22 protein-coding genes and 2 riboswitches are annotated in these 24,910 nt (G+C 68.7%); of the genes, 12 read left to right on the forward strand and 10 right to left on the reverse strand.

Going from position 1 to position 24,910, the window contains the following annotated elements; translation table 11 throughout:
• Nucleotides 1–4: 4 nt before the first annotated feature.
• The 3 genes from P6281_RS21140 (at nt 5) to P6281_RS21150 (ending at nt 2,878) form a co-directional block, all read left to right on the forward strand.
• Nucleotides 5–1,357, forward strand: a complete 1,353-nt coding sequence (locus tag P6281_RS21140) for a sugar porter family MFS transporter (protein ID WP_009954102.1) — start codon at nt 5–7, stop codon at nt 1,355–1,357.
• Entirely contained in the window at nt 1,348–2,475 is a 1,128-nt protein-coding gene (nagA, locus tag P6281_RS21145; RefSeq protein WP_014712291.1) for an N-acetylglucosamine-6-phosphate deacetylase, read from the forward strand. Before P6281_RS21140 ends, nagA begins: the two co-directional genes overlap by 10 nt.
• Before the next feature lie 12 nt (nt 2,476–2,487).
• Nucleotides 2,488–2,550: riboswitch (guanidine-III (ykkC-III) riboswitch) on the forward strand.
• A gap of 13 nt (nt 2,551–2,563) precedes the next feature.
• Complete coding sequence (locus P6281_RS21150) at nt 2,564–2,878, forward strand: DMT family transporter (protein WP_009954104.1); 315 nt, start codon at nt 2,564–2,566, stop codon at nt 2,876–2,878.
• On the opposite strand, the gene yhjD is transcribed toward P6281_RS21150, so the two are convergent.
• Together yhjD and trpS are read right to left on the reverse strand one after the other, a co-directional pair.
• Nucleotides 2,875–3,912, reverse strand: coding sequence for an inner membrane protein YhjD (gene yhjD / locus P6281_RS21155; RefSeq protein ID WP_009954105.1), 1,038 nt, complete (start codon nt 3,910–3,912; stop codon nt 2,875–2,877). The two genes, P6281_RS21150 and yhjD, sit on opposite strands and share 4 nt — an antisense overlap.
• 11 nt (nt 3,913–3,923) lie before the next feature.
• Entirely contained in the window at nt 3,924–4,943 is a 1,020-nt protein-coding gene (trpS, locus tag P6281_RS21160; RefSeq protein ID WP_014383221.1) for a tryptophan--tRNA ligase, read from the reverse strand.
• A 240-nt stretch (nt 4,944–5,183) separates the two neighbouring features.
• Here trpS and P6281_RS21165 point away from each other — a divergent pair, with 240 nt between their 5' ends.
• Nucleotides 5,184–5,993, forward strand: coding sequence for an alpha/beta fold hydrolase (locus P6281_RS21165; protein ID WP_014383222.1), 810 nt, complete (start codon nt 5,184–5,186; stop codon nt 5,991–5,993).
• On the opposite strand, the gene P6281_RS21170 is transcribed toward P6281_RS21165, so the two are convergent.
• On the reverse strand, nt 5,986–7,227 hold the full coding sequence (locus tag P6281_RS21170) for an NADP-dependent isocitrate dehydrogenase (protein WP_009954109.1): 1,242 nt from the start codon (nt 7,225–7,227) through the stop codon (nt 5,986–5,988). The two genes, P6281_RS21165 and P6281_RS21170, sit on opposite strands and share 8 nt — an antisense overlap.
• Before the next feature lie 19 nt (nt 7,228–7,246).
• Nucleotides 7,247–9,484 (reverse strand): NADP-dependent isocitrate dehydrogenase, encoded by a 2,238-nt coding sequence (locus P6281_RS21175; RefSeq protein WP_009954111.1) that lies wholly within the window; start codon nt 9,482–9,484, stop codon nt 7,247–7,249.
• A 149-nt stretch (nt 9,485–9,633) separates the two neighbouring features.
• Nucleotides 9,634–9,750: riboswitch (SAM riboswitch) on the forward strand.
• Nucleotides 9,751–9,928: 178 nt separating this feature from the next.
• Between P6281_RS21175 and P6281_RS21180 the strand changes: the two genes are divergently transcribed.
• Genes P6281_RS21180 through P6281_RS21195 form a run of 4 tightly spaced genes read left to right on the forward strand, consistent with a single transcriptional unit; the run spans nt 9,929 to nt 13,669 of the window.
• A complete protein-coding gene (locus tag P6281_RS21180) occupies nt 9,929–11,317 on the forward strand; it encodes a bifunctional o-acetylhomoserine/o-acetylserine sulfhydrylase (protein ID WP_014385729.1) in 1,389 nt (462 codons plus the stop codon).
• A 14-nt stretch (nt 11,318–11,331) separates the two neighbouring features.
• Nucleotides 11,332–12,480 carry a homoserine O-acetyltransferase MetX gene (gene metX, locus P6281_RS21185; RefSeq protein WP_009954114.1) on the forward strand — a complete coding sequence of 383 codons (1,149 nt, stop codon included), beginning with the start codon at nt 11,332–11,334 and terminating at the stop codon, nt 12,478–12,480.
• Nucleotides 12,477–13,211 carry a class I SAM-dependent methyltransferase gene (locus tag P6281_RS21190; RefSeq protein WP_009954115.1) on the forward strand — a complete coding sequence of 245 codons (735 nt, stop codon included), beginning with the start codon at nt 12,477–12,479 and terminating at the stop codon, nt 13,209–13,211. The genes metX and P6281_RS21190 overlap by 4 nt, the downstream gene beginning before the upstream one ends.
• Before the next feature lie 23 nt (nt 13,212–13,234).
• The gene (locus tag P6281_RS21195) at nt 13,235–13,669 is read left to right on the forward strand and encodes a VOC family protein (RefSeq protein WP_014385730.1); all 435 of its coding nucleotides are present in this window, start codon (nt 13,235–13,237) and stop codon (nt 13,667–13,669) included.
• Nucleotides 13,670–13,695: 26 nt separating this feature from the next.
• On the opposite strand, the gene P6281_RS21200 is transcribed toward P6281_RS21195, so the two are convergent.
• Nucleotides 13,696–15,060, reverse strand: coding sequence for an HNH endonuclease signature motif containing protein (locus tag P6281_RS21200; RefSeq protein WP_324738514.1), 1,365 nt, complete (start codon nt 15,058–15,060; stop codon nt 13,696–13,698).
• 271 nt (nt 15,061–15,331) lie between these two features.
• Between P6281_RS21200 and P6281_RS21205 the strand changes: the two genes are divergently transcribed.
• Entirely contained in the window at nt 15,332–15,889 is a 558-nt protein-coding gene (locus P6281_RS21205; RefSeq protein WP_014942848.1) for a DUF732 domain-containing protein, read from the forward strand.
• On the opposite strand, the gene P6281_RS21210 is transcribed toward P6281_RS21205, so the two are convergent.
• Together P6281_RS21210 and P6281_RS21215 are read right to left on the reverse strand one after the other, a co-directional pair.
• Nucleotides 15,886–16,167 (reverse strand): DUF3017 domain-containing protein, encoded by a 282-nt coding sequence (locus P6281_RS21210; protein WP_008260053.1) that lies wholly within the window; start codon nt 16,165–16,167, stop codon nt 15,886–15,888. The genes P6281_RS21205 and P6281_RS21210 overlap by 4 nt on opposite strands.
• Nucleotides 16,164–17,009, reverse strand: a complete 846-nt coding sequence (locus P6281_RS21215) for a bifunctional methylenetetrahydrofolate dehydrogenase/methenyltetrahydrofolate cyclohydrolase (protein WP_014385733.1) — start codon at nt 17,007–17,009, stop codon at nt 16,164–16,166. Before P6281_RS21215 ends, P6281_RS21210 begins: the two co-directional genes overlap by 4 nt.
• 82 nt (nt 17,010–17,091) lie before the next feature.
• Between P6281_RS21215 and P6281_RS21220 the strand changes: the two genes are divergently transcribed.
• From P6281_RS21220 to P6281_RS21230, 3 genes are read left to right on the forward strand one after another with little or no spacing between them, the layout of a single operon-like run.
• Complete coding sequence (locus tag P6281_RS21220; RefSeq protein ID WP_014383226.1) at nt 17,092–18,306, forward strand: NADH:flavin oxidoreductase; 1,215 nt, start codon at nt 17,092–17,094, stop codon at nt 18,304–18,306.
• A gap of 30 nt (nt 18,307–18,336) precedes the next feature.
• Nucleotides 18,337–21,000 carry an FHA domain-containing protein gene (locus P6281_RS21225; RefSeq protein ID WP_324738515.1) on the forward strand — a complete coding sequence of 888 codons (2,664 nt, stop codon included), beginning with the start codon at nt 18,337–18,339 and terminating at the stop codon, nt 20,998–21,000.
• A 36-nt stretch (nt 21,001–21,036) separates the two neighbouring features.
• Nucleotides 21,037–23,388, forward strand: coding sequence for an ATP-binding cassette domain-containing protein (locus P6281_RS21230; RefSeq protein ID WP_324738516.1), 2,352 nt, complete (start codon nt 21,037–21,039; stop codon nt 23,386–23,388).
• Between the two features lie 3 nt (nt 23,389–23,391).
• Here the strand turns inward: P6281_RS21230 and P6281_RS21235 are convergent, their stop codons facing one another.
• From P6281_RS21235 to P6281_RS21245, 3 genes are read right to left on the reverse strand one after another with little or no spacing between them, the layout of a single operon-like run.
• Nucleotides 23,392–23,961, reverse strand: a complete 570-nt coding sequence (locus P6281_RS21235) for a pentapeptide repeat-containing protein (RefSeq protein ID WP_014385737.1) — start codon at nt 23,959–23,961, stop codon at nt 23,392–23,394.
• On the reverse strand, nt 23,958–24,545 hold the full coding sequence (locus tag P6281_RS21240) for a GTP-binding protein (protein WP_008260062.1): 588 nt from the start codon (nt 24,543–24,545) through the stop codon (nt 23,958–23,960). Before P6281_RS21240 ends, P6281_RS21235 begins: the two co-directional genes overlap by 4 nt.
• On the reverse strand, nt 24,526–24,909 hold the full coding sequence (locus tag P6281_RS21245; protein WP_009956846.1) for a DUF742 domain-containing protein: 384 nt from the start codon (nt 24,907–24,909) through the stop codon (nt 24,526–24,528). The genes P6281_RS21240 and P6281_RS21245 overlap by 20 nt, the downstream gene beginning before the upstream one ends.
• Between the last annotated feature and the right edge of the window lies 1 nt (nt 24,910).

The following is a 24,910-nucleotide window of genomic DNA, read 5'->3' on the forward strand; positions in this document are numbered from 1 at the left end:
GCCGGTGGGCACCGGATCGCGGCGCGGCCTGCTGGTCGGGCTGACCGCCGCCAGCGTGGGCGTCATCTATGGCTATGACCTGTCCATCATCGCCGGTGCGCAGTTGTTCGTCACCGAGGATTTCGGGCTGTCCACGCGGCAACAGGAACTGCTGACGACGATGGTGGTGATCGGCCAGATCATCGGGGCGCTCGGCGCCGGTGTGCTGGCCAACGTGATCGGCCGCAAACGCTCGGTCGTGCTGATCCTGTTCGCCTACGCGGCTTTCGCGCTGCTGGCCGCGTTCTCGGTGTCGCTGACGATGCTGCTGGGGGCGCGCCTGCTCGTCGGGCTGACCATCGGCGTGACGGTCGTGGTCGTCCCGGTGTACGTGGCGGAATCGGCGCCGACGGCGGTGCGTGGCTCGCTGCTGACGGCTTACCAGCTGGCGATCGTCAGCGGGCTCATTGTCGGATACGTGACCGGCTACCTGCTGGCCGGCACGCACAGCTGGCGGTGGATGCTGGGGTTGGCGTGCGTGCCCGCACTGCTGTTGGCGCCGTTGGTGATTCGGATGCCCGATACGGCCCGGTGGTACGTGCTCAAAGGCCGGGTCGACGACGCCCGGCGGGCGCTGCTGCGGGTGGAGCCCGACGCGCGGGTGGACGACGAGCTGGCCGATATCGGCCGGGCGGTCAGCGAAGGTGGCGGCCGGCTCTCCGAGATGCTGCCGGAAATGGTTCGCAGGCCCTATCTTCGGGCGACTGTCTTCGTCGTCGTTCTCGGCTTCCTGATCCAGATCACGGGCATCAACGCGATCATCTACTACAGCCCCCGGATCTTCGAGGCCATGGGCTTCACCGGAAATTTCGCGCTGCTGGGTCTGCCGGCGCTGGTCCAGGTGGCCGGATTGGCCGCCGTCGGCACGGCGCTGCTGCTGGTCGACCGGGTGGGCCGGCGGCCAATCCTGTTGTGCGGCACCGCGATGATGATCGGCGCCGATGTCGTGCTGATGGCCGTGTTCGGCCGTGGGATCGGCGGCGCGGTCGCCGGGTTCGCCGGCGTGTTGCTGTTCATCTTCGGCTACACCATGGGTTTCGGCTCCCTGGGCTGGGTGTACGCCAGCGAAAGCTTCCCGTCCCGGCTGCGCTCCATCGGGTCGAGCACCATGCTGACCTCCAACCTGGTGGCCAACGCCATCATCGCCGCCGTCTTCCTGACCATGCTGCATTCCTTGGGCGGCGCAGGGACTTTCGCGGCGTTCGCCGCGTTCGCGTTGATCGCGTTCGTCTTCGTCTATCGGTATGCGCCGGAGACCAAGGGCCGCCAGCTCGAGGACATCCGCCACTTCTGGGAGAATGGCGGCCGGTGGGACTGATCGCCGCGGGAACCATGGTCGTGGACGGGCGACTCTGCCGACCGGGCTGGCTCGAGACCGCTGGCGGGCGGATCGCGGCCGCCGCGCCCGGGCCGCCGCCGCGCCCGCCCGACCGCGACTACCCCGATTGCACTGTGGTGCCGGGATTTATCGACATGCACGTGCACGGCGGCGGGGGCGCTTCCTACACCGACGCCGACGGCATCGGCGAGGCCGCCGCCTTCCACCTGCGTCACGGCACCACCACGACGCTGGCCAGCCTGGTGACCGCCGCTCCCCCGGAATTGCTCAGTGGGGTGCGCGCGCTCACCGACGCCACCAGGAGTGGCACGATCGCGGGCATCCATCTCGAAGGCCCCTGGCTGAGCCGGGCACGGTGCGGGGCCCACGACCGCACCCAGATGCGCGACCCGGACCCCGACGAGATCGACGCGCTGCTGACCGCCGCCGGCGACGCGATCAAGATGGTCACCCTGGCGCCGGAGCTGCGCGGCGCCGACGCCGCCATCCGGCGTTTCCTGGACGCGGGAGTAGTTGTGGCGGTGGGCCATACCGATGCGACCTACGAGCAGACCCGCCGCGCCATCGAGCTGGGCGCCACGGTGGGCACGCATCTGTTCAACGCGATGCCGCCGCTGCACCACCGCGACCCCGGCCCGGCGCTCGCGCTGCTGCGGGACCCACGGGTGACCGTCGAGCTCATCGCCGACGGCGTGCACCTACACCCGGACGTGGCGCGCGCGGTGATCGAGGCCGCCGGCGCGGACCGCGTCGCCGTGATCACCGACGCGATCGCCGCGGCGGGCCGCGCCGACGGCGCGTATCGGCTCGGCGCGGTACGCATCGACGTGGTCTCCGGCGTCGCGCGGGTGCAGGGGACGTCGACGATCGCGGGCAGCACGGCCACCATGGATCGGCTCTTTCGCGCCGTGGCCGGGTTCGGCGCGAACCGCGACGCCGGGCTGGCCGCGGCAGTTCAGGTGACGTCGGCGACGCCGGCGCGCGCGCTGGGGCTCGAACGGGTCGGTAGCCTGCTGCCCGGCTACGACGCCAATCTTGTGGTGCTCGACCGTGATTTGCGGGTGAGCGACGTCATGGCGCGCGGCGACTGGCTCTGAGCGTTAACATCGGAGACGTCAGCACCTGACACCGGACGAGGGGCCCCGTACCCGGCCAGCGACAAGACGGGCGCCGTGGAGGTGCGCAATGGCATGGCTCGTCTTGGTCGCGTCGGGCGTCCTGGAGGCGGTGTGGGCGACCGCCCTGAACAAGTCCGACGGCTTCTCCCGGCTCGGCCCTTCGCTGGTCTTCGTTGTCGCGCTGGCGCTTTCGATGGCAGGGCTGGCGACCGCGATGCGCACGCTGCCGGTCGGAACCAGTTACGCGGTCTGGGTCGGCGTCGGGGCCGTGCTGACGGTGGGCTACGCGGCGCTGATCGGCGAGGAACCGGCGTCGTTGACCAAGCTGTTGCTGATCGGCGGCATCGTGGCCTGCATCGCGGGCTTGAAGTTGGTCAGCTAGCGGCCACGGCGGGCCAACCCGGCAATCCGCGAAAGTGCCAGCGCCCCAACGGCTCCCAGCCCCATCGCGGTCAGCGTCTGGCGGGTGCTCAGACCTTCGTCCATGTGCACCCGCGGCGCGATGATAGCCGGGGCCGGGGGCTCCACAGGGCGGTCGCGCGGGTCGGTGGATGCCGTCGCCCCCCACGCGGTGCAGAACAACACGAGATAGGCGGTGATGTAGGCGAACACCATCAACCCCAGCACCGGACCGAACGCCGCGCCCGCGGGGCTGCGCAACACCGTCTTCAAATAGATCGACCCCACCTGCTTGAACACTTCGAAGCCGACGGCCGCGATCAGCCCGGCCCGCATCGAATCGACGAAGCTGACCTTCTCCCGGGGCAGGCGCGCGATCATCCACGTGAACAGCAGCCACGACACCAAGGTCGCGATCAGGATCGAGAAAAGCCAGAACAGCCAGTCGAACACCGCGAATTGCGGCACGCCAAGCCATTTCAGCAACGCGGCCATCGGCGCGGCGTGGCCGACGGTGGTCAGCGCGACGGTGGCCAGGATCACCGCGAACGTCCCCACCATCGCCAGCAGATCGGAGAACTTGCTCCGCACGAAGCCCGGCGACTCGACGTGCGAGTCCCACCACATCTCGGTCAGCGCCTGCCGCAGGTGCGATATCCAGCCCAGCCCCGCCCACACCGCGGTGACCAGACCGATGACACCGACCGAAGTCCGGGCGTCGATGGCCGAGTTCATCAACTCCTGCAGCTGATTACCCAGCGTGCCCGACACCTGGGACCGGATGTGGTCATCGATCGTGCTCAGCAGGTGCGGCCGCCGGGCCAGCACGAAGCCGAACACCGCGAAACCGACCATGAGCAACGGGAACAACGCGAAAATCGTGTAATACGTGAGGCCGGCGGCGAAGAACCCGCCGTTGCGCTCGTCGAAACGCTGGTAGGCGCGGATGACATGGTCGAGCCACCCGTGCCGGGACCGCAGCCGATCAAGAAACCCCTCCTCGGCCGGCTCGCTCATGGTGAAACGTCTTACCTCCGTTGCGGAAGGAACCCAAGCCGATCGTAAACCCGCTGGACCGTCTTCCCGGCGACATCCTGGGCCCGTTCGGCGCCGGCCGCCAAAACGGCCTCCAATTCGGCCAAGTCGGCCATCAGTTCGTCGACGCGGGCCTTGATCGGGGCGACGAACTCGACCACCGCCTCGGCGGTGTCCTTCTTCAGATCGCCGTAACCCTTTCCGGCATAGCCCTCGACGAGCTTGTCGACGCCGACGCCGCTGACCGCCGACTGGATGGTCAGCAGGTTGGACACGCCGGGCTTGGCGTCGGTGTCGAAGCGGATCTCGCGCTCGCTGTCGGTCACCGCCGACCGAATCTTCTTGGCCGACAACGCCGGATCGCCGAGCAGGTTGATCAGCCCGGCGTCGGTGGCCGCGGATTTGCTCATCTTCGACGTGGGGTCTTGTAGGTCGTAGATCTTCGCGGTCGCCTTGGGGATGAGCACGTCGGGCACCACGAACGTGTCCGGGAATCGGGCGTTGAACCGCTGCGCCACGTCGCGGGCCAGCTCGAGGTGCTGGCGCTGGTCTTCGCCCACCGGCACCAGGTCGGTGTCGTAGGCCAGCACGTCGGCGGCCTGCAGCACCGGATAGGTGAACAAACCCACGGTGGTGGAGTCGGCGCCCTGGCGCAGCGACTTGTCCTTGAACTGCGTCATCCGCGACGCCTGCCCGAAGCCGGTGAAGCAGCCCAGCACCCACGCCAACTGGGAGTGGGCGGGCACGTGGCTCTGCACGAACACGGTGCTGCGCGCCGGGTCGATGCCCAGGGCCAGGTATTGGGCGGCGGTGACTAGGGTCCGCCGCCGCAGCGCCTCGGGATCCTGGGCGACGGTGATGGCATGGAGGTCGACCACGCAGAAGAACGCGTCATGGTCGTCCTGCAGTTCGACCCAGTGGGTGACGGCGCCCAACGCGTTACCCAGGTGAAGCGAATCGGACGTGGGCTGCACGCCGGAGAAAATGCGGCTGGATCCGGTAGCGGTGCTCATGATGCACCGATCTTTTCACGCGCGGCCGCCCCGCCCGGTGTGCGGCCAGCCTCACCCTCGATGCCGAGTGCGCGGCGTGCCGGCCGCTCGCGATCGGCCCGCCTTGCGATACCGGCGGTACCGCCTTTAATGTCGGGCTATGCACAACCTCGTCTGCTTGGCTCCTCGCTCGTGAGCCCCGCTCACTCGGCGTCGCACTCGGCCCGTCCCCCGATTCATCTCGGTTCCGGCGAGCCGGTCGTGCTGCTCCACGGGTTTTTGATGTCGCAGACGGTGTGGGATCCGGTGGCGCCGCGGCTGGCCGACACCGGCCGCTACGAGGTCTTCGCCCCGACCATGGCCGGGCACAACGGCGGCCCCTACGCGGGCACCTGGCTGCTGAGCTCGTCGGTGCTGGCCGACCACGTCGAACGCCAGCTCGACCAGCTCGGCTGGGAGAGCGCGCACCTGGTGGGCAACTCGCTGGGCGGCTGGGTGGCCTTCGAGCTCGAGCGACGCGGGCGGGCGCGCAGCGTCACCGGCGTCGGCGCCGCGGGCGGGTGGACGCGCTGGAGCCCGGTCAAATTCGAGGTCATCAGCAAGTTCATCGCCGGGATGCCGATCCTGGGACTGGCCCGGCTGCTGGGCCCGCGCGCGCTGCGGCTGCCGCTGAGCCGCCGCCTGGCCACCCTGCCGCTGAGCGCCACCCCGGAAGGGGTCAGCGACGAGCAACTGCGCGGTGTGGTCGACGACGCCGCGCACTGCCCGGCGTACTTCCAGCTGCTGATCAAGTCGCTGCTGCAGCCCGGCCTGCTGGAGCTGGCGCAGACCGCGGTGCCCGTGCAGCTGGTGCTGTGCGAGAAGGACCGGGTGGTGCCGCCCAGCAGGTTCAGCCGGCATTTCACCGACTTTTTGCCGGAGGGAACGAAGATCACCAAGCTCGACGGCGTCGGGCACGTGCCGATGTTCGAGGCGCCGGAGCGGATCACCGCGGCCATCGCCGACTTCATCGACGAGTGCACCGCGGGCCCGGACCGGCTTTCCGACCGGCACCGGCCGCCGGCTAGCTAGCCAGTTCCTTTTCCAGGTTCTCCGCGATCGAGTCGAGGAATTCCTCGCTCTGCTGCCACTCCTGGTCGGGCCCGATCAGGATGGCGAGGTCCTTGGTCATCTTCCCGCTCTCGACGGTGGAGACGACGACGTTTTCCAGCGTCTGCGCGAACTCGACCACCTCGGGGGTGTCGTCCAGCTTGCCGCGGTGCGCCAGTCCCCGCGTCCAGGCGAAGATCGAGGCGATCGGGTTGGTCGAGGTCGGCTTGCCGGCCTGGTACTGGCGGAAGTGCCGGGTGACGGTGCCGTGCGCGGCCTCGGCCTCGACCGTCTTGCCGTCGGCCGTCATCAGCACCGAGGTCATCAGCCCCAGCGAGCCGTAGCCCTGGGCGATGGCGTCGGATTGCACGTCGCCGTCGTAGTTCTTGCACGCCCACACGTAGCCGCCCTCCCACTTGAGGCAGGCGGCGACCATGTCGTCGATCAGCCGGTGCTCGTAGGTCAGGCCCTCGGCCTCGAACTGCTCCTTGAATTCCTCGTCGTAGATGCGCTGGAACTCGTCTTTGAACATGCCGTCGTAGGCCTTGAGGATGGTGTTCTTGGTGGACAGGTACACCGGCCACTTGGCGTTCAGGCCGTACTTGAACGACGCGCGCGCGAAGTCGCGCACGGAGTCCTTGAAGTTGTACATCCCCATCACCACGCCGCCGTCGTCGGGCAGGGACACCATCTCGTGGACCATCGGCTCGCTGCCGTCGGCCGGGGTGAACGTGATGGCGACGGTGCCGGGCTTGTCGACCTTGAAGTTGGTCGCCCGGTACTGGTCGCCGAACGCGTGGCGGCCGATGACGATCGGTTTGGTCCAGCCCGGAACCAGGCGCGGCACGTTGGAGATGACGATCGGTTCGCGGAAGATGGTGCCGCCCAAGATGTTCCGGATCGTCCCGTTCGGCGAGAGCCACATCTTCTTGAGGTTGAACTCCGAGACGCGAGCCTCGTCGGGGGTGATCGTCGCGCACTTGACGCCCACGCCGTGCTTCTTGATGGCGTAGGCCGCGTCGATCGTCACCTGGTCGTCGGTGCGGTCGCGGTGCTCGATGCCCAGGTCGTAGTAGTCCAGATCGATGTCGAGGTGCGGAAGGATCAGCTGGTCCTTGATCAGCTTCCAGATGACGCGGGTCATCTCGTCGCCGTCGAGCTCGACCACGCGGCCCTTGACCTTGATCTTGGCTTCTTTGGAACCCGGGCTCGACATCGGTGCCTTTCCTGCGGCGTCAGCCTTGTGCGGCGGCCAGCACTTCGTTGAACGTCTTGCTCGGCCGCATCACCGCCGTCGTCTTCTCGCTGTCCGGGTAGTAGTACCCACCGATGTCGACCGACTCACCCTGCACCTCAGCGAGTTCGCCCACGATGGTGTCCTCGTTCTCGGCCAACGAGTCAGCCAGCGCGGCGAAGCGCTCGCGCAAATCCTCGTCGTCGTTTTGCGCGGCGAGTTCCTGGGCCCAGTACAGCGCCAGGTAGAACTGGCTGCCGCGGTTGTCGAGTTCACCGGTCTTGCGCGACGGACTCTTGTTGTTGTCCAACAGCTTTCCGATCGCGGCATCCAGCGTCTTGCCCAAGAGCTTGGCGCGCTCGTTGTCGGTCTTGATGCCGATGTCCTCGAAACACGCTCCCAGAGCCAGGAATTCACCGAGGGAGTCCCAGCGCAGGTGGTTCTCCTCGACGAGCTGGTGGACGTGCTTGGGCGCCGAACCGCCCGCGCCGGTTTCGTACATTCCGCCGCCGGCCATCAACGGCACGATGGACAGCATCTTGGCGCTGGTGCCCAGCTCCAGGATCGGGAACAGGTCGGTGAGGTAGTCGCGCAGGATGTTTCCGGTGGCGGCGATCGTGTCCTGGCCGCGCATCGCGCGCTCCAGCGTGTACCTCATGGCCCACACCTGCGGCATGATGTTGATGTCCAGGCCCTCGGTGTCGTGTTCCTTGAGGTACTCCTTGACCTTCTTGCGCAGCTCGACCTCGTGCGGGCGTTCGGTGTCGAGCCAGAACACCACGGTCATGCCCGAGTTGCGCGCCCGGGTGACGGCCAGCTTGACCCAGTCCCGGATCGCTTCGTCCCGCACGATGGGCATGCGCCAGATGTCGCCGGCCTCCACGTTCTGGGTGAGCAGGACCTCCCCGGTGTCGAGGTCGACGATGTTGGCGACGCCGCCCTCGGGGATCTCGAAGGTCTTGTCATGCGAGCCGTACTCCTCGGCCTGCTGCGCCATCAGCCCGACGTTGGGGACCGTGCCCATCGTCGTCGGATCGAACTGCCCGTGGGTCTTGCAGAAGTTGATGATCTCTTGGTAGATCCGGGAAAAGGTGGACTCGGGGTTGACGGCCTTGGTGTCCTTCTGCCGACCGTCGGCGCCCCACATCTTGCCGCCTGCGCGGATCATCGCCGGCATCGACGCGTCGACGATCACGTCGCTGGGCGAATGAAAGTTGGTGATGCCCTTGGCCGAATCGACCATCGCGAGCTCGGGCCGGTGCTCGTGGCAGGCGTGCAGGTCGCGGATGATCTCCTCGTGCAGCGACGCCGGCAGCGACTCGATCTTGCTGTACAGATCGACCAATCCGTTGTTGACGTCGACGCCGAGTTCGTCGAAGAGCTCCTGGTGCTTGGCGAAGGCCTCCTTGTAGAAGATCTTCACGGCGTGGCCGAAGACGATGGGGTGGGAGACCTTCATCATCGTCGCCTTGACGTGCAGCGAGAACATCACGCCGGTCTCGTAGGCGTCCTGCATCTGCTCCTCGTAGAACTCGACGAGGGCCTTCTTGCTCATGAACATGGAGTCGATGACGTCGGCGTTGCGCAGCGACACCATCGGCTTGAGCACGATCGTCTCGCCGCTTTCGGTCTCCAGCTCCATCTTCACGTTGCGCGCGCGGTCCAGCGTCATCGACTTCTCGCCGTGATAGAAGTCGCCGCCGCGCATGGTCGCGACATGGGTGCGCGACGCCGGCGACCAGGGCGCCATGCTGTGCGGATGCTTGCGCGCATACTCCTTGACGGCCTTGGGTGCGCGTCGGTCCGAGTTGCCTTGCCGCAGTACGGGATTCACGGCGCTGCCCAGGCACTTGGCGTAGCGGTCGCGAATTTCTTTGTCCTCGTCGGTCTTCGGGCTCTGCGGAAAGTCCGGAATCTTGAATCCCTTGCCCTGCAGTTCCTTGACGGCGGCGATCAGCTGGGGCACCGAGGCGCTGATGTTGGGCAGCTTGATGATGTTGGTGTCGGCCAGCTTGGTCAGCCGGCCCAACTCCGCGAGGTTGTCCGGGACCCGCTGCTCTTCGGTCAGGTGTTCGGGGAACTCGGCGAGGATCCGGGCGGCCACGGAGATGTCGCTGGTCTTGATCTCGATGCCCGCGGGTTCGGCGAAGGCACGCACGATCGGCAGGAACGCGTAGGTCGCCAGCAGCGGCGCCTCGTCGGTCAGCGTGTAGATGACGGTCGGCTTTTCGGCGCTCACGGTCCCTCTCCCGGCGTGATTATGGTCAGATCTGTGGGGGGCTCAGCAATCTAACTGCCACGTTATCAAGGGTGTTTGGACAGGTGTCGACCTGCGTCTGCACCGCGACAGTTGGCAGCGGGTCGGCACAGTAAGATAGTCTTCGTATTGGTCATGAGCGCCAGCGACAAGCCCCGGCTTGCTGGCCGGCAACCCTCCAACCGCGGTGGGGTGCCCCGGGTGATGACCAGGTCTAGTAGCCACAGGCTGCGCGGCAAGCGCGGGTCCGCCATAACGGACCCCTGACTAGAGGGGACACGTGATGTGCTTCTGTCCAGCTCCTTGCGATCATCGGCTCGCCTTGGTGGAGCCGCTGATGTGCGCGACCGTGCGCCGCTGCTAGCCGGCCGGCCGTAAGGCCCCGCTGAAGACCCGAGCCCATATTTCAGGAGAAAGCCAACCCACGTGAGTTCCGACAGTTCTTCTTCCAACGGCACCACCAGCGAGAACACCGATCCGACCGCGCATTGGTCGTTCGAGACCAAGCAGGTGCACGCCGGGCAGCAGCCGGACCCGGCCACCAACGCCCGCGCCCTGCCGATCTACCAGACCACCTCGTACGTCTTCGACGACACCACGCACGCCGCCGCCCTGTTCGGGCTGGAGGTGCCGGGCAACATCTACACCCGGATCGGCAACCCGACCACCGACGTCGTCGAGCAGCGCATCGCCGCGCTCGAGGGCGGTGTGGCGGCGCTGTTCCTGAGCTCCGGCCAGGCGGCGGCCACGTTCGCCATCTTGAACATCGCGTGTGCCGGAGATCACATCGTCTCGAGCCCCAGGCTCTACGGCGGGACCTACAACCTGTTTCACTACTCGCTGGCCAAGCTCGGCATCGAGGTCAGCTTCGTGGAGGACCCCGACGATCTGGATTCGTGGCGGGCCGCGGCGCGGCCGAACACCAAGGCGTTCTTCGCCGAGACCATCTCCAATCCGCAGATCGACATCCTGGACATCCCCGGTGTCGGCGGGGTCGCCCACGACACGGGCGTCCCGCTGATCGTCGACAACACGATCGCCACGCCCTACCTGATCCAGCCGCTGAAGCACGGCGCGGACATCGTCGTGCACTCGGCCACCAAGTACCTCGGCGGCCACGGCTCGGCGATCGCCGGGGTCGTCGTCGACGGCGGCACGTTCGACTGGACGCAGGGCCGTTTCCCGGGGTTCACCACCCCGGACCCGAGCTACCACGGGGTGGTGTTCGCCGAGCTCGGTCCGCCGGCCTACGCGCTCAAGGCGCGCGTGCAGCTGCTGCGCGACCTCGGTTCGGCCGCCGCGCCGTTCAACGCGTTCCTGGTCGCCCAGGGCATCGAGACGCTGAGCCTGCGCGTCGAGCGTCACGTCGCCAACGCCCAGCGCGTGGCCGAGTTCTTGTCCGGCCACGACGGCGTGCTCTCGGTGAACTATGCGGGACTGCCCAGCTCGCCCTGGCACGAGCGGGCAAAGAAGCTGGCGCCCAAGGGAACCGGGGCGGTGCTGTCGTTCGAGCTGGCCGGCGGCATCGAGGCCGGCAAGGCCTTCGTGAACGCGCTCAAGTTGCACAGCCACGTCGCCAACATCGGCGACGTGCGTTCCCTGGTGATCCACCCGGCCTCCACGACGCACGCCCAGCTGTCCCCGCAGGAGCAGCTGAGCACCGGGGTCAGCCCGGGCCTGGTGCGGCTGGCGGTCGGCATCGAGGGGATCGACGACATCCTGGCCGACCTGGAGCTCGGCTTCGCCGCGGCGGCCAAATTCGGCGCGACCGCCGGAGCCTCGGGCACCGATCCGCACGCCGTGGCGGCGTTCTGAAGGAGACCGCCCCGATGACGATCCCCGACGCGCCCACCCAAACGCTGCCCGACGAAGGCGAAATCGGCTTTGTCCACATCGGCTCGCTGACCACCGAAAGCGGCGCGGTGATCGACGACGTGCACATCGCCGTGCAGCGCTGGGGCGAGTTGTCGCCCACGCGCGACAACGTGGTGGTGGTGCTGCACGCGCTGACCGGTGACTCGCACGTCACCGGCCCGGCCGGACCAGGACATCCCACCGGCGGCTGGTGGGACGGCATGGTCGGGCCGGGAGCCCCGATCGACACCGACCGGTGGTGCGCGGTGGCCACCAACGTGCTCGGCGGTTGCCGCGGCTCCACCGGGCCCAGCTCGCGGACCCGGGACGGAAAGCCTTGGGGCTCAAGGTTCCCGCGGATTTCGATCCGCGACCAGGTGGAGGCCGACATCGCCGCGCTGGCCGCGCTGGGGATCGACGAGGTCGCCGCGGTGGTCGGTGGATCCATGGGCGGCGCAAGGGCTTTGGAGTGGATGGTCGGTCACCCGGACCGGGTCCGGTCCGGGCTGCTGCTGGCGGTGGGCGCGCGCGCCACCGCCGATCAGATCGGTACCCAGTCCACGCAGATCGCGGTGATCGAGGCCGACCCGAACTGGCAGGGCGGCGACTATCACGACACCGGGCTGGCGCCCGACACCGGGCTGGCGATCGCGCGGCGCTTCGCGCACCTGACCTACCGCGGCGAGGTGGACCTGGACACCCGGTTCGCCAATGACGCGCAGGGCGACGAGGATCCCGCCGCCGGCGGCCGCTACGCGGTGCAGAGCTACCTGGAGTACCAGGGCGACAAGCTGCTCGAGCGCTTCGACGCGGGCAGCTACGTGGTATTGACCGAGGCGCTGAACACTCACGACGTCGGCCGTGGCCGCGGCGGGGTGGCCAAGGCGCTGCGCGGCTGCCCGGTGCCGGCGGTGGTGGGCGGCATCACATCCGACCGGCTCTACCCGCTGCGTCTGCAGGAGGAGTTGGCCGAGCACCTGCCGGGCTGCACCGCTTTGCAGGTGGTCGACTCCCTCTGCGGGCACGACGGCTTCCTGGTGGAATCCGACGCGGTGGGCGAATTGATCCGCAAGACACTGGTTTTGGCCGGCGCGGACAGCAGGGAAGGCACGTCGCAACGGTGACCCGCTCGCGGCACGACCGCTCCTTGTCATTCGGCTCGGCGGCCGCGGCCTATGAGCGTGGCCGCCCGTCCTATCCCCCGGAAGCGATCGACTGGCTGTTGCCGGTCGGCGCGCGCCAGGTGCTCGACCTGGGGGCGGGCACCGGCAAGCTGACGACCCGGCTGGTGGAGCGCGGCCTGGACGTCGTGGCCGTCGATCCGATCCCGGACATGCTGGAGGTGCTGCGGACCTCGCTGCCCGAGACCCGCGCCCTGCTGGGCACGGCCGAAGAGATTCCGTTGGAAGACAACAGCGTTGACGTGGTGCTGGTGGCCCAGGCCTGGCATTGGGTGGACCCCGAGCGCGCGATACCCGAGGTGGCCCGCGTGCTACGGCCGGGCGGGCGGCTGGGCCTGGTGTGGAACACCCGCGACGAACGGCTCGGCTGGGTGCGCGAACTGGGCCGGATCATCGGCAGCGACGGCGACGGCGGCCGCACCCAGGTGCAGCTGCCCGAGCCGTTCACCGACCTCGCGCAGCATCGGGTCGAGTGGACGAGTTACCTTACGCCGCAAGCATTGATCGACCTCGTCGCGTCGCGCAGCTACTGCATCACCTCGCCGACCGAGGTTCGCTCCAGAACGCTCGACGAGGTGCGCCAGTTGCTGGCCACCCATCCGGCCCTGGCGAATGCGACCGGGCTGGCGCTGCCCTATATCACCATGTGCACCCGGGCGACGCTGGCCGGCTGAGCGCCCGCGTAGTGTCTCGTCGCATGGAGCAGCGACTGAGTCTCATCACCCTGGGCGTTGCCGATCTGGACCGCGCCCGCCGCTTCTATGAGCGCCTGGGCTGGCACGGTCAAGTGGTGCAGGAGACCGTCTTCTTTCAGGCGGGCGGCATCGCGGTGAGTCTGTGGGCGCGAGAGAAGCTTTCGGCCGATCTCGGCATCGCCGATCAAGGCGATGACGGTTTCGGCGGCATCGCCTTGGCTCACAACGTGCGGTCGCGCGCCGAAGTGGACGAGATCCTGGCCGCGGCAACAGATGCCGGAGCCACCATCACCCGCGCCGCTGCCGAAACGTTCTACGGCGGGTATGCGGGCGCGTTCCGCGATCCCGATGGTCACGCATGGGAGATCGCCCACAACCCCGGGTTCGCGCTAGCCGACGACGGCGCGATCACAGTGCCCGACTTCTCGGAAGCCTGATCCGTCGTTCAAGTACCCCAGCCCGGTTACCACCCGTCATCGTCGTCGTCACGCAGTAGTTTCTCCGGATGGTGGAAGGTGTTGGTGCGTGGCCGATTACGCTCGAGGTGGGGTGGTGGTTTCCATTCGGTGTCGCCGCGGGGGTTTTTGCGGGTGGTCCAGCCGCCGGGGTCGAGCATGCGGTGATGCGGGCCGCAGGCGAAGGTGAGGTCGTTGATGTCGGTGCTGTGGCAGGTGGCGTAGTCGGTGACGTGATGGACTTCGCAGTAGTAGCCCGACACGGTGCAGCCCGGAGCGGTGCAGCCGCGGTCCTTGGCGTACAACACGATTCGTTGTCCCGGGGAGGCCAGCCGCTTGGTGTGATAGAGCGCCAGGGCCTTGCCCTTATCGAAAATCGCCAAGTAGTGATGCGCGTGGCGGCCGAGGCGGATCACCTCACTCATCGGCAGGATGGTGCCCCCACCGGTCAGGGCTCGCCCGGCGGCGGCCTCCAACTCGGCCAGGGTAGTGGTGACGATGATCGAGGCCGGTAACCCGTTGTGCTGACCCAACTCCCCGGAGGCCAACAGCCCACGCAGCCCGGCCAGCAGGGCATCATGGCCGCGCTGAGCCTTCGAGCGCGTATCACCGTCGATGGCGGCCTGGCTGGGCGTGCCGTCGACACACGGGATGTCGTCGAGCGGGTTGCACATGCCCGGGGCACCGAGTTTGGCCTCCACGGCTTCGAGGGTGGCGCGCAGCTCGGGGGTGATCAGGCCCCGCAACTCCGACATGCCGTCGGCTTGTTGGTTGCCCAGGGTCACCCCGCGGCTGCGGGCCCGGTCCTCGTCGGTGAACGTGCCATCGGGGTTAAGCGCATCGGTGAGCCCGCGGGCCAATTCTTTGAGGTGTTCGGGGCCGAACTGGGTGCCGAACCCGGCCAGTTGGGCTTCGGCGAACTCACGGGCCGCAGCGCTCACCCAGCCGGGAAGTTGGTGGTAGAACTTGCGGATCACGGCCACCTGACCCGCGCCCAGGTCTCCGGCGCGCTGGGCCGCGGCGGTGGCGGGCAGGGCGGGTGGCAGGGGTTCACCGGTCAGTCCGTGGCGGGGTCCCAGGTCGCGGGCTTCCTTGATACGCCGAGAGGCTTCGTGGCGACTGATCAGGGTGCGTTCCGTCAAAGCATGGGACAAGCCGCCGCCCAGATCCTGGGACGGGACTTGGCGGGCCAGCGAATTGAGCAGCGGATGCTCAATGACCGGGATGCGCCGGCGCAGCCTCTCACAGCGCTCCAACACCGCCAGCTGCTGCTGCACGGTCAACACGTCGAGCACCAACGCACACGCGCGGTCCACCTCAGCATCGAGCGCGTCGAACACCGCGTCGACATCGGGCAGACCAGTGGAACTCACACCGCCAAACTATCGACACACACCGACAAAAATCGGCTCTGAGGCCGCCCTAGATTCACACTCGCGCAATTGGTTTCGAAAAATCCCATCCCGAGAACAAGGCCGATCCTCCGGCTGCTCAATAAGCCACATCGCGAACACAACGACCTCACGAAACGCTTATTGTGCGAACCTTTACCCCACCGTTTCGTAAACGTGACAGTGATAGATCAGAGTTCGTAGGCGTGATTCGAGTGCCGTCGGTGCACTCCATGCGGACGGGGAGGCTGGCGTGAAGGCACTTGCACGAACTCATCAATGGATCTGGGTCTTGCGCCAACAGCCCCTCACCATTCGCCTGCTCGCCGCGGCCGCCGGCCTGCTCACCGTGGCCTCGGCCTTTGCGGCGCCGGCCGAAGCGGAGGGCAACGGCGACGACTTCATCGACGCGCTCAATCACGCCGGCATCGACTTCGGCGAACCCGGAAACGCGATGGCCGTAGGCGAGTCGATCTGCCCGATGCTCGCGCAGCCGGGCGGCAGCTTCGCCGGGGCAGCGTCCAGCATCTCCGGCCGTGGCATGTCCCCGCAGATGGCGAGCATGTTCACCACGATCGCGATCCAGACGTACTGCCCCCAGGAGATGGCGAACATCGCCAGCGGCAACCTGTCCGGCGCCATGCCGCAGGTTCCGGGAATGCCCGGCCAGATCCCGGGAATGGGGGGCCAGATCCCGGGCATGGGGGGCCAGATCCCGGGCATGGGTGGCCAGGTCCCCGGAATGACGGGCCAAATCCCGGGCATGGCCGGCCAGATGCCGGGACAGATTCCGGCGCTGCCGAGTTACTAGACGGTGCCCAGCGGGTCGATCGTCCAGGCGATGTAATCCATCGCCGCCCCGACCGCCGCGGTGGTGATGAAGTCGATTCCCTTGCCGCGCACCACCAATAGGCCGGCCCGCTCCTCGGATAGCACCAATCGCAGCAGCGCGGCCACGCCCACACCGATGCCGATCAACAGCGAGCCCCGCCGCCAGAAGTTGGCTCCCACCAATACCAGTGCCGCGGCAAAGATCAAGCCCACCAACAGAATCGGCCACTGGGCTCGCAGCACGGTCCGCGCGGTCATTCCCGTTCGGCCAGCTCGACGACGTTGGTCAGCAGGAACGCCCGGGTCAAGGGGCCCACGCCGCCCGGGTTGGGCGATACGTGCCCGGCCACGTCCCACACGTCGGGATGCACGTCGCCGACGAGTCCGTCGTCGGTCCGGCTCACCCCGACGTCGAGCACCGCGGCGCCGGGACGCACCATGTCGGCGGTCAGCAGGTGCGGGACCCCGACGGCGGCCACGATGATGTCGGCCTGTTTGGTCAACGCCTGCAGGTCGCGAGTTCCGGTGTGGCACAACGTCACCGTCGCGTTCTCCGAACGGCGGGTCAGCAGCAGCCCCAACGGGCGACCGACAGTCACACCGCGGCCGATGACGACCACGTGCGCCCCGGCGATCTCGACGTCGTAGCGGCGCAGCAGGTGCACGATGCCGCGCGGCGTGCACGGCAGCGGGGCAGGGTTGTTGAGCACCAGCCGGCCCAGATTGGTCGGGTGCAGCCCGTCGGCGTCCTTGTTCGGGTCGACGCGCTCCAGCGCCGCGTTCTCGTCCAGGTGCTTGGGCAGCGGCAACTGCACGATGTAGCCGGTGCAGTCGGGGTTAGCGTTGAGCTCGTCGATGGTCTCGTTGAGCGTGGCGGTGCTGATGTCGGCGGGCAGGTCGCGGCGGATCGAGGTGATCCCGACCTTGGCGCAGTCGGCGTGTTTACCCCGCACGTACGCCTGGGAGCCCGGGTCGTCGCCCACCAGGATGGTGCCCAAACCGGGGGTGCGTCCCGATGCGGTCAATACGGCCACGCGCTGCTTGAGGTCGACGAAGATCTCGTCCCGGGTGGCCTTGCCGTCCAGCGTGATTGCTCCCACGCTGACAGTCTGGCAGATCTCGATGATGGCGACCCGCCGCGCCCGGCTACGCCGCGCTCGCGATCGCCATTAGGCTCCCGGTATGTCTACCCCTCCGGACGTCTTCAGCCCCGCGAAGCTCGGTCCGATAACGCTGCGTAACCGCACCATCAAGTCAGCCACGTTCGAGGCGCGCACGCCCGAGGCGCTGGTGACCGACGACCTCATCGAATACCACCGGCTGCCGGCCGCCGGCGGGGTCGCCATGACGACCGTCGCCTACTGCGCCGTCTCCCCCGGCGGTCGCACCGAGGGCAACGGCATCTGGATGCGGCCCGAGGCCGTGCCCGGGTTCCGGCGGCTCACCGACGCGATCCACGCCGAGGGCGCGGCGGTCAGCGCGCAGATCGGCCACGCCGGCCCGGTCGCCAACGCCAAGTCCAACAAGGCGAAGGCGCTGGCGCCGGTCCGATTCTTCAACCCGATCGGTATGCGGTTCGCCAAGAAGGCCACCCGTGAGGATATCGACGACGTCATCGAAGGCCACGCGAACGCCGCCCGGCTGGCCATCGAAGCGGGCTTCGACGCCGTCGAAATCCACCTGGGCCACAACTACTTGGCGAGTTCGTTCCTGTCCCCGCTGATCAATCGCCGCGACGACGAATTCGGCGGATCGCTGCAGAACCGGGCGAAGGTCGCCCGCGGGATGGTGATGGCCGTCCGCCGCGCGGTCGAAAAGGAAGGCACGCCGATCGCGGTGACCGCCAAGCTGAACATGGCCGACGGCGTTCGCGGCGGCATCAGCACCGACGAATCGCTGACCACCGCCAAGTGGCTGGAAGAGGACGGTGGGCTCGACGCGATCGAACTGACCGCGGGCAGCTCGCTGGTCAATCCGATGTACCTGTTCCGCGGCGACGCGCCGCTCAAGCAGTTCGCTGGCGCGTTCAAGCCGCCGCTGCGCTGGGGCATGCGCATGACGGGCAAGAAGTTCCTGCGCGAATACCCCTACCGCGAGGCCTATTTATTGCGCGACGCCAAGCTGTTTCGCGCCGAGTTGAAGATGCCGTTGATCCTGCTCGGCGGCATCACCAACCGCGAGACGATGGACCTGGCGATGGCCGAGGGTTTCGAGTTCGTCGCGATGGCCCGCGCGCTGCTCGCCGAGCCTGACCTGATCAACCGGATCGCCGCCGAGGACGCCCAGCACCGGGTGCACTCCGCCTGCACGCACTGCAATCAGTGCATGCCGACGATCTACAGCCGGACGCACTGCGTCGTGACCGGCGCGCCCGACGCCGCGGCCGCTCCACGCTGATCCACAGGGCCGCAAGCTACAGTTGTGGCGATGTCAGCACCAGCCCCGCCAGCGCTAACCGTCCATCACGAAGGGTCCGAACGTACCTTCGCAGCCGGCCACGATGTGGTCGTCGGGCGCGATCTGCGGGCCGACATGCGCATCACGCATCCGCTGATTTCGCGGGCCCACCTGTTGCTGCGTTTCGACCAGGGCAAGTGGCTGGCCATCGACAACGGTTCGCTCAACGGAACTTTCGTTAACGGCCGGCGCGTGCCCGTCGTCGAGATCCACGACGGGCAGACCCTCAACATCGGCAACCCCGACGGGCCGCTGCTGACGTTCGACGTCGGCCGCCACCAAGGCATGGCCGGGCGCCCGCCCAAGACCGAATCGATGAACATCCCGGTGGCGGCCCCGCCGCAGCCGGCGGCGTGGTCGGCGCAACCGGGCCCGCCCGTCGCCGCTCCACCCGGGCCGCCGCCGCCTCCAGCCGGGCGCACGCCCAACTGGGTGGCGCCTCCGCGGCGGCCGCAGCCCGCTCCCCGGCCCGGCCCGGCGGGGCAAACCATGTACGGCGCCGGCGGTGGGCGACCGCCCGCCTACCCGCCCGCCGCGCCACCCCCGCCGCACAATTCCCCCCTGCAAGCACCCGTCCACAGCCCCCCGCCGGCGCAGCACATCCCCGCGCCCACCCGGGCCGCACCCGCCAACGCCAAGCCGCCCGAGGTGGCGAACCTGGCGACCAAGATGTTCCAGGCGCTGCGGCCGTCGCGGTCCGGCGCGATCCAGAAACCGGCCGGGTCGCAAACCATCGGGCGGGCCACCGACAACGACATCGTCATCCAGGACGTGCTCGCCTCGCGCCATCACGCGTTCTTGATCCAGACGCCGCTGGGCACCGAGATCCGCGACGCGCACAGCGTGAACGGCACCTTCGTCAACGGCGTCCGGGTCGGGTCCGCGGTGTTGACCGAGGGCGACGTGGTCACCATCGGCAACGTCGACCTGGTGTTCACGGGCGACGGCCTGGTCCGGCGCACCGAGGCGGCGACGCGGACCGGCGGCCTGGAGGTCAACTCCGTCTGCTACACCGTCGACCACGGCAAGCAGTTGCTCGACCACATCTCACTGACCGCCCGGCCCGGGACACTCACGGCCATCATCGGCGGTTCGGGCGCCGGGAAGACCACGCTGTCGCGGCTGATCGTCGGCTACACCAGCCCCACGTCGGGCACGGTGACCTTCGAGGGCCACAACATCCACACCGAGTACGCGTCCATGCGCAGCAGGATCGGGATGGTCCCCCAGGACGACGTCGTGCACCGCCAGCTCACGGTCAACCAGGCCCTCAACTACGCCGCCGAACTGCGCCTGCCGCCCGACACCAGCAAAGAGGAACGCGCCCGCGTCGTCGCCCAGGTGCTCGAGGAACTCGACATGACCCAGCACGCCGAGACGCGGGTCGACAAGCTCTCGGGCGGCCAGCGCAAGCGCGCCTCGGTCGCGCTCGAGCTGCTCACCCAGCCGTCGCTGCTGCTGCTCGACGAGCCGACGTCCGGGCTGGACCCGGCGCTGGACCGCCAGGTCATGCTGATGCTGCGCCAGCTCGCCGACGCGGGCCGCGTGGTGCTGGTGGTGACCCACTCGGTGTCCTACCTGGACGTGTGCGACCAGATCCTGCTGGTCGCGCCCGGCGGCAAGACCGCGTTCTGCGGGCCACCCGACCAGGTCGAGGCGGCCATGGGCACCCGCAATTGGGCCGACATCTTCGCCAAGGTGGGCGCCGACCCGGACGAGGCCAACCGGCGCTTCAAGGAGCGCAATCAGCAGTCGTCGCAGCCGCCGACCCCGCAGAGCCCGGCGGACCTGGGCGAACCACCCCAAACCAACCTGTGGCGGCAGCTGTCCACGATCGCGCGCCGCCAGGTTCGCCTCGTCGTGTCCGACCGTGGCTACACGATCTTCCTGGCGATCCTGCCGTTCCTCATCGGCGCGTTGTCGCTGACGGTTAAGGGCCCGCACCCCGGCCTCGGGCCGGCCGACCCGATGGGCCCCGCACCCACCCAGCCGCAGTACATCATGGTGCTGCTCAACATCGGCGCCGTCTTCATGGGCACCGCGCTGACCATCCGGGATCTCATCGGCGAGCGCGCCATCTTCAAGCGGGAGCAGGCCGTCGGCCTGTCGACCACCGCCTATCTGTTGGCCAAGATCGCGGTGTTCTGCGTCTTCGCCACGGGCCAGGCGGCGATCGCGACCATCATCGTGCGGCTGGGGAAGGGCGCGCCGACCGCGCACCCGCAGTTCTTCGGCAACTCCACCTTCTCGCTGTTCGTCACCGTCGCGGGCACCTGTGTGGCCTCGGCCATGCTCGGCCTGCTGCTGTCCGCCCTGGCGCAGTCCAACGAGCAGATCATGCCGCTGCTGGTGGTGTCGATCATGTCGCAGCTGGTGTTCTCCAGCGGGATGATCCCGGTGTATCAGCGCATCGGGCTGGAACAGCTGGCGTGGTTGACGCCCGCCCGCTGGGGCTACGCGGCGGGCGCGTCCTCGATCGACTTCCCGTCGCTGGTGAAGGTCAAGCAGATCCCCACCAACGACCCGATCTGGCAGCACTCGAAACACATCTTCGTCTTCGACATGGCCATGCTCGCGCTGCTCTCGATCGCCTACACCGGCATCGTGCGCTGGCACATCCGGCTGAAACGCTGAGGCGGCTCTCAGGCGGCGACCCTAATCTGGGATGCGATGACCCGACCTGCCCAGCCCCTGCTGACGGCGCGATCCGAGCACTCGCAGGGCAGCTTCACCGCCGGCCGCGACGTCGTCGTCGGCAACGACCTGCGCGCCGACCTGCGGGTCGCGCACCCGTTGATCGCCCGCGCGCACCTGCTGTTGCGCTTCGATCGGGGCCGGTGGCTCGCGGTCGACAACAACACGCTCAACGGCGTCTACCTCGACGGCCGGCGGGTGCCGGTCGTCGACATCCGCGACGGCCAGAGCATCAACATCGGCAAGCCCGACGGCCCGCGGATCACCTTCGAACTGGGACGCCCGCCGGCACGCTCCTTTCGGCGCAGGGACGCCGGGCGCACCGCGCCGCAGCCGCCGGCCGACGCCGGGGAGTTCCCCACCACCCGGGTCGCCGTCGCGGGACCCGAAGGCGATCGCCGGCCGGTGACCGGGCGGGCCGCCTGGATCGGCCGCGCGCTCGACAACGACATCGTCATCCACGACGTGCTGGCCTCGCGCCGCCACGCCTTCTTGACGCCGACACCGGCCGGCCCCGAGATCCGCGACGCGAACAGCAGCAACGGCACCTTCGTCAACGGGGTCAGGGTCACCTCGGCGGCGCTGTCCGAGGGCGACGTGGTGACGATCGGCAACGTCGACCTGGTGTTGCGCGGCGGCGCGCTGGTTCGCCTGCAGGAGGCGGCGACCCGCGCCGGCGGCCTCGAGGTGCGCGAGGTCAACTTCGCCATCGGTGACAAGCGCCTGCTGGAACGGATCTCGCTAACCGCCCGCCCCGGCACACTGACCGCGCTCATCGGCGGCTCCGGCGCGGGCAAGACGACGCTGTCGCGGCTGATCGCCGGGTACGCCACCCCGACGTCGGGCTCGGTCACCTTCGAGGGCCACGACATTCACACCGAGTACGCGTCGCTGCGCACCCGGATCGGGATGGTCCCCCAAGACGACGTCGTGCACCGGCAGCTCACGGTCAGCCAGGCCCTCGGATACGCCGCCGAGCTGCGCCTGCCGCCGGACACCAGCAAAGCCGACCGGGGCCGGGTCGTCGCCGAGGTCCTCGACGAGCTCGGCCTGACCGAGCACGCGAACACCCGGGTCGACAGGCTCTCCGGCGGGCAGCGCAAGCGCGCGTCGGTGGCGCTCGAGCTGCTCACCGGGCCGTCGCTGCTGATCCTCGACGAACCCACGTCGGGCCTGGACCCCGCGCTGGATCTGCAGGTCATGACGATGCTGCGGCAACTCGCCGACGCCGGCCGCGTCGTGCTGGTGGTGACGCACTCGCTGACCTACCTCGACGTCTGCGACCAGGTGTTGCTGATGGCGCCGGGCGGCAAGACGGCGTTCCTGGGTCCGCCCGCCCGGATCGGTCCCGCCATGGGAACCACCAACTGGGCGCACATCTTCGCGAAGGTGGGCGCCGACCCGGACGAGGCCAATCGCCGCTTTCTGGCCCAGAACAGACCGCCGCCCCCGCGGCGGACCCAGGCGCCGGCCGAGCTCGGCGCGCCGCCACGCACCAGCAAGCGCCACCAGTTCTCCACCATCGCGCGCCGACAGGTCCGGCTGGTGGTGTCCGACCGCGCCTATTTCGTGTTCCTGGCCGTGCTGCCGTTCGTCATGGGCGCGCTGTCGCTGACCGTTCCCGGCAGCGCCGGCTTCGGCTACGCCGACCCGGCCGGCGAGTCGGCGGGCGAGGCCGGGATGATCCTGACCCTGCTCACCATGGCGGCCGCGTTCATGGGCACCGCGCTGACCATCCGCGACCTCATCGGCGAGCGGCCGATCTTCCGGCGCGAACAGGCCGTCGGCCTGTCGACCACCGCGTACCTGCTGGCCAAGGTCGCGGTGTTCTGCGGGTTCGCCGTCGCCCAGGCGGCCATCGCCACCGCCATCGTGGTGCTGGGCAAGGGGCCGCCGACGCGACCAGCGGTGCTGCTCGGTCCCTCTAGCTCGGCGGCCACCGTCGAGCTGTTCGTCGCCGTGGCGGCGACGTGTGTGGCCGCGGCGATGCTGGGCCTGCTGCTCTCGGCGCTCGCCCGCACGGGCGAGCAGGTGATGCCGATGCTGGTGGTGTCGCTGATGATGCAGATGGTGCTCTGCGGTGGGATGGTGCCGGTCACCGACCGGATCCTTCTGGACCAGGCGTCCTGGCTGATGCCGTCGCAGTGGGGATACGCCGCGCAAGGGTCGACCGTCGACCTGTGGGCGGTCTCGCCCGGCCCGCAAAGTCCCCGGGACAGCCATTTCCAGCACGCGCCGGCGGCCTGGCTGCTCGACATGGGCATGCTCGCGGCGCTCTCGGTCGGCTATGGCGCGCTGGTGCGCTGGCGCATCCGGCTCGCGCGCTGAACCTCAGCCGTCGTCGTGCGGGCCCCCATCCAGTCGAAGCCCGTGCGCCAGCGCGAAGGCCACCGCCTGGTCGACGTCGACGCGGGCGCCGGCCAGCGACGCGGTCGTCCACAACCCGGGGTCGGCGGTGGTGCCGCGCAGATCGGCGCCGTCGAGCCGGGCGCCGGCGGTCCGCGCGCCACGCAGGTCCGCGCCGCGCAGCACGGCCTTGCGCAGGTCGGCCTCCACCAGGCTGGCCTCCCGCAGCCGGCAGCCGCTGAAGTCGACGCCCCGCAGGTCGATGCCGGCGAGCACGGCGAGCGTGAAATCCACCTCGTCGAACGTGATCGGCCGCAGCCGGCACTGCACGAACACCGACCCCAGCATCGAGCATTGGGCAAAAGAGCTGTGCCACAACGACGTCCGGTGAAACGAGCAGTTGCGGAAGGCCGAGCCGCGGTGCTGCGACTCGGCCAGGTTGGCGCCGCTGAAATTGCATTCGGTGAACACGGTCCGCTCGGTCCGCAAGCGGCTCAGGTCTTCGTCGGTGAAGTCGTGGCCGTCGAACTCGCGGTCGACCCACTCCTCGCTCAATTGGGCGTCAGGGTGGCCAGGGCGTATTCGCTGACCGCGATCAAGGCGTCGGTCGCCGACCGGCGATCGCGGGCGTCGACCGTGATCACCGGGATGTGCGGGGGCAGGGTCAGCGCTTCGCGCACCTCGGCGACCGGGTAGCGCGGGGCCCCGTCGAACTCGTTGACCGCGACCAGGAACGGCAGGTTGCGGTGCTCGAAGAAGTCCACGGCGGCGAAGCTGTCCTGCAGGCGCCGGCAGTCGACCAGCACCACCGCCCCGATGGCGCCGCGGACCAGGTCGTCCCACATGAACCAGAAGCGGCGCTGCCCCGGCGTGCCGAACAGGTAGAGCACCAGGTCTTCGGCCAGGGTGATCCGGCCGAAGTCCATCGCGACGGTGGTGGTCCGCTTGTCCGGGGTGGCCTCGAGGGCGTCGACGCCGGTCGAGGCGTCGGTCAGCATCGCCTCGGTGCGCAGCGGCATGATCTCCGACACCGCCCCGACGAAGGTGGTCTTGCCGGCGCCGAATCCGCCGGCGATCACGATCTTCGTCGACGCGTGCGCGCCGGAATCTTGCTGCACCTCAGAGTGCGCGTAAGCCACGCAGGGTCCTTCCTATGAGTTCGTGACGCTCATCTCGGGTCGAACGCTCGGACAACGTCCTGTGCACCCGAAGGTAGCCGGACAGCACCAGATCCCCGACGAGGACGCGCGCGACGCCGAGCGGCAGGTCCAGCCGGGCCGAAATTTCGGCGACCGACGGGCTCGGCGGGCCCTGGCCGCACAGCTGGATGATTCTGCCCCGCGCGTCGTTGGGCGGATACCGGTGGGGGGCGCCGGGCTGCAGAGTCTGCAGCGGCGCCTCCAGGGGGAGCTCGACGTTGGTGTCGGTCCGGCCGGACGTCAGGGTGTACGGGCGGACCAGGTTCCCCTTACGGTGTGCGGGCCAGCTCTCGGGGGTGTCCATC

It is taken from the genome of Mycobacterium sp. 5-140-3-2 (genome assembly GCF_035666375.1).
In the GTDB taxonomy this organism is placed as follows: Bacteria; Actinomycetota; Actinomycetes; order Mycobacteriales; family Mycobacteriaceae; genus Mycobacterium; species Mycobacterium intracellulare.